The organism is Streptococcus sp. 27098_8_22, from assembly GCF_041432415.1.
Classification (GTDB): Bacteria; Bacillota; Bacilli; order Lactobacillales; family Streptococcaceae; genus Streptococcus; species Streptococcus pseudopneumoniae_M.
The window spans coordinates 54,852-68,882 of record NZ_JAPVZP010000010.1; the positions used below are offsets into that span (position 1 = coordinate 54,852).

Annotated in this window: 15 protein-coding genes; 1 reads left to right on the forward strand and 14 read right to left on the reverse strand. The window is 41.9% G+C overall.

All coding sequences use genetic code 11. The annotated features are described in order from the left end of the window. Nucleotides 1–74 precede the first annotated feature (74 nt). Nucleotides 75–1,187, forward strand: a complete 1,113-nt coding sequence (ald, locus tag O3633_RS09160; protein WP_371621083.1) for an alanine dehydrogenase — start codon at nt 75–77, stop codon at nt 1,185–1,187. 163 nt (nt 1,188–1,350) lie between these two features. Here ald and O3633_RS09165 read toward each other — a convergent pair whose 3' ends face one another. The 14 genes from O3633_RS09165 to tuf form a co-directional block, all read right to left on the reverse strand. Then, a complete protein-coding gene (locus O3633_RS09165) occupies nt 1,351–2,337 on the reverse strand; it encodes a PhoH family protein (protein WP_049529477.1) in 987 nt (328 codons plus the stop codon). A gap of 154 nt (nt 2,338–2,491) precedes the next feature. Further along, entirely contained in the window at nt 2,492–2,707 is a 216-nt protein-coding gene (locus O3633_RS09170) for a YozE family protein (protein ID WP_001232087.1), read from the reverse strand. An 8-nt stretch (nt 2,708–2,715) separates the two neighbouring features. Next, nucleotides 2,716–3,570 carry an RNA-binding virulence regulatory protein CvfB gene (gene cvfB, locus O3633_RS09175; RefSeq protein ID WP_371621084.1) on the reverse strand — a complete coding sequence of 285 codons (855 nt, stop codon included), beginning with the start codon at nt 3,568–3,570 and terminating at the stop codon, nt 2,716–2,718. Nucleotides 3,571–3,630: 60 nt separating this feature from the next. After that, on the reverse strand, nt 3,631–4,188 hold the full coding sequence (gene frr, locus O3633_RS09180; protein ID WP_049529475.1) for a ribosome recycling factor: 558 nt from the start codon (nt 4,186–4,188) through the stop codon (nt 3,631–3,633). A gap of 9 nt (nt 4,189–4,197) precedes the next feature. Further along, nucleotides 4,198–4,932: a UMP kinase gene (pyrH, locus tag O3633_RS09185; RefSeq protein ID WP_000433488.1), complete on the reverse strand. Its 735-nt coding sequence runs from the start codon at nt 4,930–4,932 to the stop codon at nt 4,198–4,200. An 86-nt stretch (nt 4,933–5,018) separates the two neighbouring features. Continuing rightward, a complete protein-coding gene (trmFO, locus tag O3633_RS09190; protein ID WP_049529474.1) occupies nt 5,019–6,353 on the reverse strand; it encodes a methylenetetrahydrofolate--tRNA-(uracil(54)-C(5))-methyltransferase (FADH(2)-oxidizing) TrmFO in 1,335 nt (444 codons plus the stop codon). A 134-nt stretch (nt 6,354–6,487) separates the two neighbouring features. After that, nucleotides 6,488–7,366, reverse strand: coding sequence for a 16S rRNA (cytidine(1402)-2'-O)-methyltransferase (gene rsmI, locus O3633_RS09195; RefSeq protein WP_049529473.1), 879 nt, complete (start codon nt 7,364–7,366; stop codon nt 6,488–6,490). Between the two features lie 2 nt (nt 7,367–7,368). Further along, a complete protein-coding gene (gene yabA, locus O3633_RS09200) occupies nt 7,369–7,686 on the reverse strand; it encodes a DNA replication initiation control protein YabA (RefSeq protein ID WP_001034369.1) in 318 nt (105 codons plus the stop codon). Nucleotides 7,687–7,715: 29 nt separating this feature from the next. After that, on the reverse strand, nt 7,716–8,606 hold the full coding sequence (locus O3633_RS09205; protein WP_371621085.1) for a DNA polymerase III subunit delta': 891 nt from the start codon (nt 8,604–8,606) through the stop codon (nt 7,716–7,718). Continuing rightward, on the reverse strand, nt 8,603–9,241 hold the full coding sequence (tmk, locus tag O3633_RS09210) for a dTMP kinase (RefSeq protein WP_371621086.1): 639 nt from the start codon (nt 9,239–9,241) through the stop codon (nt 8,603–8,605). Before tmk ends, O3633_RS09205 begins: the two co-directional genes overlap by 4 nt. Nucleotides 9,242–9,359: 118 nt before the next feature. After that, nucleotides 9,360–10,157: a pyrroline-5-carboxylate reductase gene (gene proC, locus O3633_RS09215; protein WP_371621087.1), complete on the reverse strand. Its 798-nt coding sequence runs from the start codon at nt 10,155–10,157 to the stop codon at nt 9,360–9,362. 3 nt (nt 10,158–10,160) lie between these two features. Next, nucleotides 10,161–11,423, reverse strand: coding sequence for a glutamate-5-semialdehyde dehydrogenase (locus tag O3633_RS09220; RefSeq protein WP_371621088.1), 1,263 nt, complete (start codon nt 11,421–11,423; stop codon nt 10,161–10,163). A gap of 9 nt (nt 11,424–11,432) precedes the next feature. Continuing rightward, nucleotides 11,433–12,542 (reverse strand): glutamate 5-kinase, encoded by a 1,110-nt coding sequence (proB, locus tag O3633_RS09225; RefSeq protein ID WP_371621089.1) that lies wholly within the window; start codon nt 12,540–12,542, stop codon nt 11,433–11,435. Nucleotides 12,543–12,700: 158 nt separating this feature from the next. Next, a complete protein-coding gene (tuf, locus tag O3633_RS09230; RefSeq protein ID WP_001040718.1) occupies nt 12,701–13,897 on the reverse strand; it encodes an elongation factor Tu in 1,197 nt (398 codons plus the stop codon). Between the last annotated feature and the right edge of the window lie 134 nt (nt 13,898–14,031).

Consider the following 14,031-nt stretch of genomic DNA (forward strand, 5'->3'; position numbering starts at 1 on the left):
AAAGTCATCACAAAAACTCTGACGAATGATGTGATACATAAATTGAAACAGCTTAATAGAAAGTGAGTTATCCTATGTTAATTGGAATTCCAAAGGAAATTAAAAATAATGAAAATCGTGTTGCTTTGACACCTGCTGGTGTACAGAGTCTTGTTGGTCGTGGTCACCGAGTCCTCATCGAAACAAATGCTGGACTTGGTTCTGGTTTTGCTGATGCTGACTATGAAAAGCAAGGAGCTGAAATTGTCGCAACTGCTACTGAAGCCTGGGCTGCAGAATTAGTTGTTAAAGTAAAAGAACCCCTTGCTAGTGAGTACCAGTTCTTGCGTGAGGACTTACTTCTTTTCACCTACTTACACATGGCAGCTGCCCCAGAATTAGCTGATGCTATGCTTGCAGCTAAAACAACTGGTGTTGCTTATGAGACAGTCCGTGATACTCAAGGACAACTCCCACTTCTTGTTCCAATGAGTGAGGTAGCTGGTCGTATGGCAGTCCAAATCGGAGCCCACTTCTTGACGAAACAAGCTGGTGGTTCAGGAGTTCTACTCGGTGGTGTCCCTGGTGTTCCAAAAGGAAAAGTAACCATCATCGGTGGTGGTGTTGTTGGTACACACGCAGCCCGCATTGCTCTTGGTTTGGGAGCTCAAGTAACCATTCTTGATATCAGTGCTAAACGCCTCTCTGTCCTAGAAGATGTCTTTGGTCACCAAATCCAAACACTCATGTCTAACCCATTTAATATCGAAGCAAGTGTGCGTGAAGCGGACGTTGTTATCGGTGCTGTCTTGATTCCTGGTGCCAAAGCTCCAAAATTAGTGACAGATGAAATGGTACAACAAATGCGTCCTGGTTCTGTCATTGTTGACGTTGCTGTTGACCAAGGTGGTGTTATAGCGACAGCTGACCGTGTGACAACTCACGATGAACCAGTCTATGAAAAACACGGTGTTCTTCACTATGCCGTTGCTAACATTCCTGGAGCAGTTGCTCGCACATCTACGATCGCCCTTACAAATGTGACTCTTCCATATATCGAAGCCTTGGCAGGAAAAGGATTTAAGAAAGCTATCCTAGAAGACGCAGGCTTGCTTGAAGGTGTGACAACCTATCAAGGATACCTCACCAGCCAGCCTGTTGCAGAAGGCTTGGAACGTGACTTCACTACAATCAGTGAACTTGTCTAAAATGATTTATAAATTAATACTCAATGAAAATCAAAGAGCAAACTAGGAAGCTAGCCGCAGGCTGTACTGGAGTACGGCAAGGTGAAGCTGACGTGGTTTGAAGAGATTTTCGATGAGTATAAAACTACAAAAATAAGAGCAGCGCTTCCACTGCTCTTTTTTACTATTCTGTTTCTTCTTGATTTTCTTCAGCTTTGACAGGTCGAGGTTCATAGGCTCTGATAATCTGAGCAACGACTGGATGGCGAACCACATCCTTGGCTGAGAAGTGTACAAAGTCGATCTGGTGAATGTTCTTAAGTTTTTCTTGAGCATCAATCAAACCTGACTTGACGTTCCGAGGTAGGTCAATCTGACTAATATCCCCATTGACAATCATTTTAGAGTTGAAGCCTAAACGTGTCAAAAACATCTTCATCTGCATGATGGTCGTATTTTGCGCTTCGTCCAAGATGACAAAGGCATCATCCAAAGTCCGTCCACGCATATAGGCAAGAGGCGCGATTTCGATGATTTCACGTTCCATGAGACGGGTTGTTTGATCCTTACCAAGAATCTGGTACAAGGCATCATAAACTGGACGAAGATAAGGATCAACCTTTTCTTTCAAATCACCAGGTAGAAATCCTAGGCTCTCTCCTGCTTCTACTGCTGGACGTGTCAGTATGATTCGCTTGACTTGTCCACGCTTGAGGGCTGTTACGGCCAAAGTCACTGCTAAGAAGGTCTTACCTGTTCCTGCCGGCCCAATACCAAAGGTCACATCGTGTTGCTTGACACTATCCACATAAAGCTTTTGACCCAGGGTTTTAACACGAATGGGCTTACCTGTATTATCCTTGATAATCTCTTCTTCATAAAGGGCGACAAACTTATCGATTTCATTATTCTTAACCATTGTAATGGCTGTCACCACATCCGGAGTTCCAACGGTCATTCCACGATTGACCAAGACCATCAAGGCTTGGATAACTTGACGGGCTTCCTCACAAGCCGACTCCTCCCCCAAGACTTGTACAATCTCTGTACGAGCATGGATGATGACATCTAACTCATCCTCCATCAAACGAAGATGGCGCTCATTAGAACCAAAAAGATGAAACAAATCATCTGGATGACTAAGCTGAATGTCTATTGAATGTTCCTTCAAACAAAGAACCTCTCTAACTCTTTTAATTTTATAAAATGTTTCGTTTGCTTTTAGTAGTTAAAAAGTCGATTAGAAGCTAGTAAAAGTTAAACTGAATGACTATATTATAGCAAAGAGGCTGAGAAATTACTATCCCAAACCTCATCTAGTAGACTTAATGTTCTAAATATTCCTGCCAGATACGATCGAAGTCTCCCATATTAAAGGAAAAGCTAGCATGTTCCTCTAAAAAACGACTCACTTGATCGAAATCATCTGTATGTTTCGGAAAAGCGGATTCCTCAAAGGCAAGATCCGCTAAAATTGCCTTGGGACTATTGCTTTTAGGATTGCGCTCGGTCATCAGCCAAGTATAAAATGATTTTCTCATAAGCCTCCCTAAATTAATTCAGTACCAAACTGGTCTTGTTTAATTTTTCCAGCTTTCATTAAACCACCGAGTGCTTTCTTGAACTGACCTTTAGAAATACCAAAGGTTGCCTTGATGTCGTCTGGAGATGACTTATCATTTAAGGTCATGAAACCGCCATTGCTTTCCAAGTAGGTCAAAATCATCTGAGCATCATTTTCCAACATCTCAAAAGAACGAGGTTTGAGGGAGAGGTTCAGAGTGCGGTCCACCTCACGGAAGCCAATAACACGTACATCTAACACTTGCCCCAAACGAGGTTCTGCATAACGCTCACTTGGATGGATGAAGCCCAGCATATTATTTTCCGGTAAATAGACAAAGGTTCCTGATAGCTTAAGACGGTAAACAATGGCTGGCCAATTTTGATTCTGCATGTTATTGTAGGCAGGACGAGCCAATCGTTGGAAGTCTTCCTGATAAGCTAAGATTCCCCAGATACGGTCTTTCTTGTCTACTTCAAGACGTATATAAAGTTGGTCACCTTTCTTTGGCCAGAGTTCTTTAAGTTCAGGGAGAATATCTAGTGACACAACGATTTCCTTGTCTGGTAATCCTGTATCAACAAAAACCCCAAGATCCTTACGAACCTCTGTTACGGTTCCCCAACCAAATTGTTCCTGAGTTGCAGTCACTTCTGTAGTAGTGAGGCGCAATTTTTGCTTCATATCTGTATAAGCAAAACCTTTGACCGTATCACCAACTGTATGGGGACCTTCTTCTTTAGCTAGAGCATATGTTTGACCATCCTTTTGAACAAAGTAAAAAAGGTCATTTTCATCGATGATGAGTCCAACGATAAAACTTGCAAGATTTGTATTCATATTTCCTTCTTTCGAATAAAACTCAGCCAGCAATGCCAACTGAGTTTTTCTGTTTATTTCTTAGACTTCCAAGATTTCTTTTTCTTTATTGGCAGTCATGTCGTCGATGTGTTTAACAGCATCGTCTGTAGCTTTTTGAATATCTTTTTCAAGAGTCTTCAATTCATCTTCAGTGATTTCTTTAGCTTTTTCTTGTTTCTTAGCTTCATCCATAGCGTCACGACGGATATTACGGATAGCAACTTTAGCATTTTCACCGACCTTCTTCACTTCTTTAGCAAGGTCACGACGAGTTTCTTCTGTAAGAGCTGGGATAACTAAGCGAATAACAGAACCATCGTTAGCCGGTGTTATACCAAGGTCTGAAGCGTTCAAGGCACGTTCGATATCTTTCAAAGATGATTTGTCAAATGGTGTTACCAACAAGACACGCGCTTCTGGGATTGTGATAGAAGCAATTTGGTTAAGTGGTGTTTCAACACCATAGTATTCAACATGGATGCGGTCAAGTAAGCTAGCGTTAGCACGGCCGGCACGAATACTTCCAAACTCACGAGCAAGTGAGTGGTGAGATTGGGTCATTCTCTCTTTTGCTTTTTCTACGATTGCGTTTGCCATAATGATTTCTTATTCCTTTTCTTCGATATTATTTGAAACTGTAGTTCCGATATTTTCACCAAATACAACACGTTTAATATTTCCTGGTTGGTTCATGTTGAAAACTACCAAGTCAATATCATTATCCATTGAAAGTGTTGAAGCTGTTGAGTCCATGATACGAAGCCCTTTGTTAATGACATCACGGTGAGTCAATTCTTCAAATTTAACGGCTGTCTTATCTTTTTTAGGATCAGCATTGTAGACACCATCAACCCCATTCTTAGCCATCAAGATAGCGTCCGCTTCAATCTCTGCTGCACGAAGGGCGGCTGTTGTATCTGTTGAGAAGTATGGTGAACCAATTCCCGCACCAAAGATAACAATGCGTCCTTTTTCAAGATGACGAAGGGCACGACCACGAACGTAAGGTTCTGCTACTTGTTGCATGGCAATGGCTGTTTGAACACGTGTATCCACACCAACTTGTTGCAATGAATCTGCCATCACAAGAGCATTCATAACGGTTCCAAGCATTCCTGTATAGTCTGCTTGTACACGATCCATCCCAGCTTCTGCAGCAGGTTCTCCACGCCAGAGATTTCCTCCTCCGATTACGAGAGCAATCTCAATTCCTAAGTTATGTACTTCTTGAATTTCTTGAGCCATTGCTTGAACAGTTTTGATATCAATTCCGACACCACGCTCGCCAGCAAGGGCCTCACCTGATAACTTAATCAAAATACGTTTATATTTGGGTTCCACCTGACTTCGCTCCTTTATTTTATTCAAACTATTTTATCACATTTTTTGAGAATTTTATAGTCTCATGAGTTATTCTTTTGAAAATTTTAAACGGATAAAAAGTTTTCCAAATCAGCCAAGGCACGCTCTGCAATTTTTTCATAACGAGCCTTCTTATCACGAATGCGGTCGCCTTCCAATTCCTTGATAATTCCGAAATTGACGTTCATTGGTTGGAAATGTTTGCTGTCAGCATGGGTGATGTAATGAGCTAGACTTCCAATTGCCGTTGTCTCTGGGAAAATAGCCTCGCTTTCGCCCTTGAAAAGACGAGCTGCGTTAATACCAGCTACTAGACCTGATGCCGCTGACTCAACATAGCCTTCCACACCCGTCATCTGACCAGCAAAGAATAGATTTGGCTGTTTCTTAGAACGGTATATCTGTTCAAGAAGATTTGGTGAATCCATGTAGGAATTACGGTGCATAACACCATAGCGAACGAACTCTGCATTTTCAAGACCTGGAATCATTTGGAAAACACGTTTTTGTTCGCCCCATTTAAGGTGAGTTTGGAAACCAACGATATTGTAAAGACTACCTGCCGCATTATCCTGACGAAGCTGAACTACAGCGTATGGTGTCTTAAATTCTCCGTCACGAGGACCTGTGTAATCGTCTGGATACTCCAAACCAACTGGTTTCATAGGACCATAGAGCATGGTTTTGATACCCCGTTTAGCCATGACTTCGATTGGCATGCATCCTTCAAAATATTTTTCTTTTTCGAAAGAATTCAACGGAGCTTCTTCCGCATTGACCAAGGCTTCATGGAAATCCATAAACTCTTGTTTGGTCATAGGAGCATTGAGATAGGCCGCTTCTCCCTTATCATAACGAGATTTGAGATAAACCTTGTTCATATCAATCGTATTAACATCCACAATAGGCGCTGCAGCATCGTAGAAATAAAAACCGTCACCGCCATTAAGTGCGTGAATTTTCTCAGCAAGGGCATCACTAGTCAAAGGACCAGTCGCTACAACTGTAATAGCATCCGTTGGCAATTCTGTGATTTCGTCACGTACCACTTCAATCAAGGGATGATTGGCAATTTTTTCAGTGACCATTTGAGAAAAACCATCACGGTCAACCGCAAGTGCACCTCCAGCAGGAACACGGGTTGCTTCTGCTGATTCTAAGATAAGAGAACCTAGACGGCGCATTTCTTCTTTGAGGAGACCTACGGCATTTGTAAGAGCATCTCCACGCAAGGAATTAGAACACACTAATTCTGCAAAATTGTCAGTTTTGTGTTGCGGTGTTGACTTGACACCACGCATTTCATAAAGTTTAACTGGAATACCACGCTCTGCGATTTGGTAGGCTGCTTCAGAACCCGCCAAGCCCGCACCGATAACATTGATATAAGATTGAGACACGACACTAATACCTCTTTGGGTGAAACTTAAGCTCATTCCAGAACAAGTCACTAGACTGTTTGACACCCACAAATCTTTCTATTTTTTTCTTCTTCTAGTATAACAAAAAAAGGGAAGAAGGCAAACTTCCCCGTTTATTTGTTTTCCTGATGTTCTTCCCATTCGTGGTAGGCGGCGTAGAGCTGGCTTTTATTCCACTGATAAATCTTTGCGACTTCCTTAATGGCTTGATTTTTCTTAATACCTTGCTGGATACGCTCTTGAATTTCAGAAAATAAATCCTCTTCATCCTTATCCTCTACATCTTGACTAGCACCTTCTACAATGAGAAGACACTCGCCTTTGAGCGGTGTTTCAGCGATGCTTTCTAGTAATTCTGAAATTTTTCCACGTTGGTATTCTTCAAAGATTTTAGTCAATTCTCTAACCAAGACCACCGAGCGATCACCGTAGACTTCTAGCATATTTTCTAGCGTATCTGCCACACGGTGAGGTGATTCATAGAAAATCTGAGTTTCTGGATAAGCTTTTTTCGCTTCGAAAAATTGCTTTTGTTGGCCAGATTTTCGTGGTAAGAAACCATAAAAAGTGTGAGGTTGGGGTGCTAAACCGCTAGCAATCAAGGCAGAAATCCCAGCACTAGCTCCTGGAACCGTGACAACCGCGATGTCTTCTTCAATGGCAGCCTTGACCAAATCATGACCTGGGTCAGAAATACTAGGCAACCCCGCATCAGATACTTGGGCAAGATTTTGACCTTGCTTCAACAACTCAATCAAATCAGGAATTTTTTCCTTGGCATTATGCTCGTGAAAACTGATTTGCTTGGTTGAGATTTCAAAATGCTTGAGCAAAAGTCCAGTATTACGAGTATCTTCAGCCGCGATCCAGTCGACCTCCTTCAAGGTCTGAATAGCGCGGAAAGTCATATCATCTAGATTACCGATTGGCGTTGCTACTAGATAAAGCTTGCCATAGGGAGATTGTCCCTTAAAACTCTTTTGAATCTGCATACTTACTCCCTAAATAACAACTCATCACAAAACATACATTCTGCATCTTGCTCTCGACGTTGACCATAAAAGTCACGGCAAACATGAAAACCGTCCTCATAAATGCGACGGACATTTTCCCTTACATGTTTCGTTTTGGCTGGAGCAGTCTCCTCAACCTCTCCCAAACGTTCTCTCAGTTTATCATTTTCTAATCGAAGAGCTGTATTTTCCTCTACCAAACTCTTGAGATTTTTCTTGATAGCTTCGACGTCTGCCAAGGTTACCAACAATTGCTGTGAAAAGTCATCTAAAGCATCAAATAATTCTTTTTTATTCATTACAGCCCTTTCTATAATCTATCTTCACTTTAATTTTTTTGTAAAACCAGGTATTCCAAAGCGTTTTGAAAGCTAACATTGGCCCGCCACATTTTTCGAGTTTGGACGAGATTTTGCAAAATATTCCGAGCTGAAACATTGAGAATCTCTTGACCAGCTAGTACCTCTAAAATCCTGAGCACTTGATCTTGCTTTTCTTTATCATCAGCCAGACTCGTTAATTTCGCAACTTGCAAATAGGATTCTTTTTTATGGGCCAAAAGCCAAGCAAAGAGGCGTTCACTTTCATCTACTAATGTCCAAAATCCTGCTTGATGGACAAGCTTATCAGCCTCTCCCTGCGATTGACTAAACTGAGCCAATAGCTTAGCTTTATTTTTTACTAAACCAGCCTCTTCAAGCTGTGACATTAAAGTAGAGACTTGCTTCTTAAATTGGAAAATCTGTGTCCGACTTCGAATCGTTGGTAACATCTGTTCCTCATCATCAGTCAAAAAGAATATGTAGATTTCGCTCTGTGGTTCTTCAATAACCTTTAAAAGAGAATTTGCAGCGTTCACATGCATTTTTTCTGCTTGTTCGATAATAAAGACCTGCCGTTGGTTTTCAATACCAGACTGGGAAAATTGACCAACTAATTCTCGAATACGCTCCGTCTTAATGACTTGATTCAGAGGTTTAATGATGGTCACATCAGGAAATTCTTCCTGCTCAATCAATTTACAATTCCGACATTTTTCACAAGGAAAAATACCAGTTTTCTCACTACAAAAGAGACTTTTAGACAAGAAAAGGGCCATCTCTAAACTTCCAAAATTACCTGAAAAGAGATAGGCGTGATTGAGTTGCCCTTGCTCCAAGATATGGACAAACCGTTCAAATTGTAGAGGTTGACAAGCTCTTAATTGCTCTTGTTTCATCTCCTTAATCCCATCCTATCAAAAAGTAGCTGCTGCGTGTTCGCAATCACTTGATCAAGTGGTTGACTAGCATCGATTTTTACAATGCGGTCTGCTTCCTTTTCCAAAAGAGATAGATAACCCCGACGAACTTTTCGATGTAGGTCTAGGCCTTCCATGTCCAAACGATTGACTTCCCGATCACTATTGGCAGCAATACGTGCCAGCCCCTCTTCGACCTCAATGTCAAAATAAAGAGTCAAATCAGGTTTCAGTCCATCTGTCGCAAACTCATTAAGCCAATCAATAGCTTCTTTATCTAAACCACGCCCAAATCCCTGATAGGCAACTGAACTGTCAATAAAGCGGTCCATAATAACCAGTTTTCCAGCTGCAAGTGCTGGTAAGACCTTTTCCACCAAGTGTTGTCGACGACTGGCAATATAGAGGAGAAGCTCCGTCTTAGGATCCATTTCAGTATGACTAGGATCTAGAATCACTTCTCGAATCTTTTCTCCAATTAAGACCCCGCCTGGTTCACGAGTGCTTAAAACTTCTATTCCCCTATCCTCTAATATAGGGATTATGGCTTCAAGAACGCTTGTCTTTCCCGCTCCCTCTGGTCCCTCAAGAGAGACTAAAAATCCTTTTGACATGTCTGACTCATTTCTATTTTTCTCTCTTCTATTCTATCAAAAAAATAGGGATTTGTGAAAAGCTTTTTTCATTTCGCTCTTTGTAATAAAAAAGAGGTTGAGTTTTAACGCTCACCTCTTATTTGTCTAATTCTTGAGTTCTTTTGTAGGCTTGGTTGACAGCGTCCATAACGGTTCCTCTAAAAGCATGTTCTTCTAGACTTGCTACACCAGCAATGGTCGAACCACCTGGGCTACAAACTTGGTCTTTCAAGACTCCAGGATGTTGCTGACTTTCTAGTACCATTTGACCTGCACCAACTACTGTTTTAGCCGCCATTTTCAGAGCCATTTCTCTTGGCAATCCTGTCTGAACTCCTGCATCCGCTAATGCTTCGATAAAAAGATAGACAAAGGCAGGCCCACAACCTGCAAGCCCTGTCGCAGCATCTATTAAACCATCACTTATTTCAACTAACTGGCCAGCCTTGGCTAAAAGTTGACAAAAAAGTTCATTGTCTTCTGGATGACAATTTGCAGACAAGGCATAGCTAATCACTCCTTTCCCAATAGCAACAGGTGTATTAGGAATGATGCGAATAATCCGATGCTGACTTGGAAGAAGACTAGCGAGTTTTTCCAAGGTCAAACCAGCTGCCATAGAAATCAAAAGAAGACTTTCTCGTTTTTCAAGGATGGTCTGATATTGAGAAAGCAAGTCTGAGAACTGTGCAGGCTTAACTCCTAGAAAAATCACATCTGCTTCTGCGAATATTTCTTCGTTGCTAGAAGCCTGACCACCAAAGTCTGCAATAAAAGCATCCACCTTGGCTTGACTACGATTGGCAAGGAAAATCTGATGACTAGTTTTTGCCTGCAAGACTACCTTAGCTAAACTAGCACCCATATTTCCCAAACCTATAAATCCAATCTTCATCTCTTACTCCCTTATCTGTCCATCACCAGTAACTACATATTTGTAGCTAGTCAGTTCCTTTAAACCCATTGGTCCACGCGCGTGCAGTTTCTGAGTAGAAATCCCCATTTCACAACCAAGACCAAATTGGCCTCCATCTGTGAAACGAGTTGAGACATTGACATAAACCGCTGCAGAGTCTACTTGATCTGTAAAGTAAGTTGCAGCCTCAGCATTTTCAGTCACAACGGCATCCGAATGATGGGTACTGTGGGCTTCAATATGGGCAACCGCTTCTTCTAAACTGCTCACAACCTTAACAGCAAGAACATAGTCTAAAAACTCAGTGTCAAAGTCTTGGGCCTCAGCTGCTTGACCTGAAACAAACTGGCTTGCTTTGCTATCCAAGCGGAATTGAATTGGTTCCAACCCAGCTTCTTTTCGATCGGCAACCAGAACTTGCTCCAAGCGAGGAAGGAAGCTTGCTGCCTTGTCTTCATGAACAAGTAGAACCTCCATGGCATTGCAAACAGAGGGACGACTGGTTTTAGCATTGTTGATGATAGACAGAGCCTTGTCTTCGTCTGCATCCTTATCCACATAGACATGGACAATCCCAGTCCCTGTCTCGATAACAGGTACAATAGCATTTTCAACCACGGCATTGATCAAACCAGCACCCCCACGAGGAATAAGGAGGTCTAGATAGCCCTTAGCCTTCATCATGGCATAGCTACTTTCACGGCTAGTATCTTCTACTAATTGAATGACATCTGGATGAATAGTCGTTGTCTCCAGGCCCTTCTTCAAGGCTGTAACAATAGCATGAGCTGTTTGGTAGGCATCCTTACCACTACGAAGAACAACCGCATTTCCACTCTTAAGAGCCAAAGTAGCTGCGTCAGACGTCACATTTGGACGGCTTTCATAGATAATACCGATGACCCCCATAGCTACACGTTTCTTGGTGATGACCAAGCCGTTTTCAAGCTGACTAGTTTCTAAAACTTCACCGATTGGATCTGGTAAAGAAACCACTTCACGAATCCCAGTTGCCATTGCTTCTATACGACCTGCATCCAAATAAAGACGATCCAGCATCACATTTGAGATTTTCCCCTTAGCCGCTGCCATATCGAGGGCATTGGCCTCTAAAATTTCCTCAGTAGCTGCTAATAAACTTTCAGCCATGGCTAGCAAGGCTTGGTTTTTCACTTCTTCACTAGCTGTGTTAATCGATTTTTTAACAGCCTGTACCTGTTCAAATTGTTCTTGTGTACTTACCATAGTTTACCTCTAAAATTCTGTAAAGAGTAGCTGGATTTCAGGAGTAATGGAAATCCAGTCATCACGGTGGATCAAGACACCCTTGGCTTTTTGAGATCGAAGGACATCTTTCAGCCCCGATGCACCTAGTTGTACTCTACCTTTTCCGAGTGATTTTCCAGTTTCCTTATCAAAAACCGTAACAATATCACAATAGGAAAAGTTGCTTTCAACATCTACAACACCTGATAAAAGTAGACTCTTTCCATGTTGAGAGAGGGCTTCTGCAGCTCCTTTATCAACCCAAATTGCTCCCTGACTTTTGGCATAAAATGCTAGCCATTGTTTCTGGGTACGGAGCCCCTTCTCTTGCGCAACAAAGTAAGAACCGTCCTTGGTCTCCTCAGCCGCCTCAATCATGGCATCTGCTTTCAATGATGAACAGATATAAACAGGAACTCCTGATTCTGTCGCAATAGTTGCAGCCTTGATTTTTGTTAGCATGCCTCCAGTTCCATTAGATGAACCTGCTCCGCCAGCCATATCTATAATTTCACGATTGATGGTCTCGATTCGCTCCAAGCGTTTAGCTCTTGGATCCGAGTTAGGATTACCAGTATAAAGACCGTCTACATCTGTTAAGAGAACCAAAAGATCTGCCTGCACCATTGCAGCTACCTGAGCACTGAGCGTATCATTATCCCCGACCTTGAGCTCATCAATAACGACACTGTCATTTTCATTGATAATAGGAATCGCACCACGATTAAGCAGGACTGACAAAGCTTGATGGGCATTTTTATAACGTCGCTTATCGACAAAATCATCCTGAGTTAGCAAGATTTGCGCTGAAACAATCTGTCTTAAGAGCAAATTGGTTGTATATTCTTCCAGAAGCAATCCTTGACCAACCGCCGCTGAAGCTTGCTTATCCGCAATCTTTGTTGGTCGTTTTTTAAATCCTAAGGCTCCGAAACCTGCTGCAACAGCCCCAGAAGACACCAAAATCAGCTCATGACCTGCTTCATGTAGCATTGCAAGCTGCTGTGTAATAGCTTTTACTTTACTGCGAGATAAACTTCCATCTTTATGAGTCAAGGATGAAGTCCCTACCTTAAATACGATACGCTTGTACTTCATATTTTTCTCCAAATTTAATATTTAACCATTTTACCATGATTTTATGAAATTGTAAAAAAGGAACTCTCTCACTTTTGATCGAAAAAAAAAGAACCTTGCAAAGCAAGATTCTTTTAGTGTCTGACTTAAATAATTGTTCTTCTGGGAACTAAATCGAATTAAGCTTCGATTTCTGTAACCATACCTGAACCAACAGTACGTCCACCCTCACGGATAGAGAATGTAGTACCTTGTTCTACGGCGATTGGGTGGATCAACTCAACGTCGATTGTCACGTTATCACCTGGCATTACCATTTCAGTACCTGCTGGAAGTTCGATTGAACCTGTAACGTCAGTAGTACGGAAGTAGAATTGTGGACGGTAGTTGTTGAAGAATGGAGTATGACGTCCACCTTCTTCTTTAGTAAGGATGTAAACTTCACCTTTGAATTTAGTGTGTGGGTTGATTGAACCTGGTTTAGCGATAACTTGTCCACGTTCGATTTCATCACGTTGAACACCACGAAGAAGGACACCTACGTTGTCTCCTGCAAGACCTTCGTCAAGTTGTTTACGGAACATTTCAACACCAGTAACAACAGCTTTTTTAGTTTCTTCTTTGATACCAACGATTTCGATTTCGTCGTTGACACGAACAGTACCACGGTCGATACGTCCTGAAGCAACCGTACCACGTCCAGTGATTGAGAATACGTCTTCGACTGGAAGAAGCAATGGTTTGTCAGTGTCACGTTCTGGTTCTGGAATGTACTCATCAACAGTGTTCATCAATTCCATGATGATGTCTTCGTATTTAGAGTCACCTTCAAGAGCTTTAAGAGCTGAACCTTGGATAACTGGAAGATCGTCACCTGGGAAGTCGTATTCTGAAAGAAGGTCACGGATTTCCATTTCAACCAATTCAAGCAATTCTTCGTCGTCAACCAAGTCGATCTTGTTCATGAAGACGATAAGGTGTTTAACACCAACCTGACGTGAAAGAAGGATGTGCTCACGAGTTTGTGGCATTGGTCCGTCAGTTGAAGCTACTACAAGGATAGCTCCGTCCATTTGAGCGGCACCAGTGATCATGTTTTTAACGTAGTCCGCGTGTCCTGGAGCGTCGATGTGAGCGTAGTGACGTTTTTCAGTTTCGTACTCAACGTGCGCAGTGTTGATTGTGATACCGCGTTCGCGTTCTTCTGGAGCAGCATCGATAGACGCATAGTCTTTAGGTTGGTTAACTGCTGAAGGCAAGCGACGTGCCAAAACAGTTGTGATAGCTGCAGTTAGGGTAGTTTTACCGTGGTCAACGTGTCCGATAGTACCAATGTTAACGTGTGGTTTACTACGATCGTATTTTTCTTTTGCCATTTGAGTAAAAGCCTCCAATAAAATATATTTTATAGATAGACAGTAGGCAATACAGTCTAACTTTCCTTACTATTTTATCAAATTTCAGCTAAATTGCAAGTGTTTTACAAAGTTTTTGTGAATTATTCTTATTC